This window comes from Serratia sp. LTN-2 (assembly GCF_059740205.1).
In genome coordinates this window covers 1-865 of the sequence record NZ_JCAXDO010000081.1, presented here as the reverse complement: position 1 = coordinate 865, position 865 = coordinate 1, and the positions used below count along the sequence as shown (strand labels likewise).

The 865-nt window shown below is 41.4% G+C and carries 2 protein-coding genes; both read left to right on the top strand.

Translation table 11 applies throughout. The features are described 5' to 3' along the window. Positions 1-59: 59 nt before the first annotated feature. Entirely contained in the window at positions 60-335 is a 276-nt protein-coding gene (locus tag AC6BYQ_RS28445; protein WP_001133624.1) for a metal/formaldehyde-sensitive transcriptional repressor, read from the top strand. Positions 336-356: 21 nt separating this feature from the next. Then, positions 357-865 (top strand): alcohol dehydrogenase catalytic domain-containing protein (locus tag AC6BYQ_RS28440; protein WP_498057923.1); only part of this gene is annotated, 509 nt, incomplete at its 3' end.

Genomic DNA, 865 nt, shown 5'->3' with positions numbered 1-865 from the left:
ATTGCTTTTTTTATACTATGGGGTACTATAGTATTAATGCTAGCAAGTAAGGAGGTCTGATGCCTAATCAGGTTGAAGACAAAAAAAAGATTCTTCTACGCGTCAGAAAGATCAAAGGTCAGACGCAAGCGATTGAAAAAGCGTTAGAAGACAATGTGGAATGTGGTGCAATTCTGCAACAAATATGCTCTGTGCGTGGTGCTATTAATGGTTTAATGAATGAGATGTTGGAGGTTCATTTAAAGGACACTTTAGTATCAGGTGAAACCACAGAACAACAACGAAAAGAAGAATTGGCTGAAATCGCCAAGATTCTAAAATCATATTTAAAATAGATCTGTATAAGGAATTATTCCATGAAGTCACGTGCTGCTGTTGCGTTTGGTCCTGGTCAACCTCTTCAAATTGTTGAAGTTGATGTTGCACCACCGAAGAAAGGTGAAGTATTAATCAAGATCTCCCATACCGGTGTGTGTCATACAGACGCATTTACTTTATCTGGCGATGATCCTGAAGGTGTTTTTCCCGCTATTCTCGGGCATGAAGGTGCTGGTGTTGTAGTTGAGGTTGGTGAAGGCGTGACTAGCGTCAAACCAGGTGATCATGTAATTCCACTTTACACTGCTGAATGTGGCGAGTGCGTATTCTGTAAATCTGGAAAATCGAACTTGTGTATTTCCGTTCGCGAAACTCAAGGTAGAGGCGTAATGCCAGATGGTACCACTCGTTTTTCCTACAATGGTCAACCGATTTACCACTATATGGGCTGCTCAACGTTCAGTGAATACACTGTAGTGGCAGAAGTATCATTGGCTAAAATCAATCCTGAAGCCAATCACGAACATGTCTGCTTACTGGGTTGTGG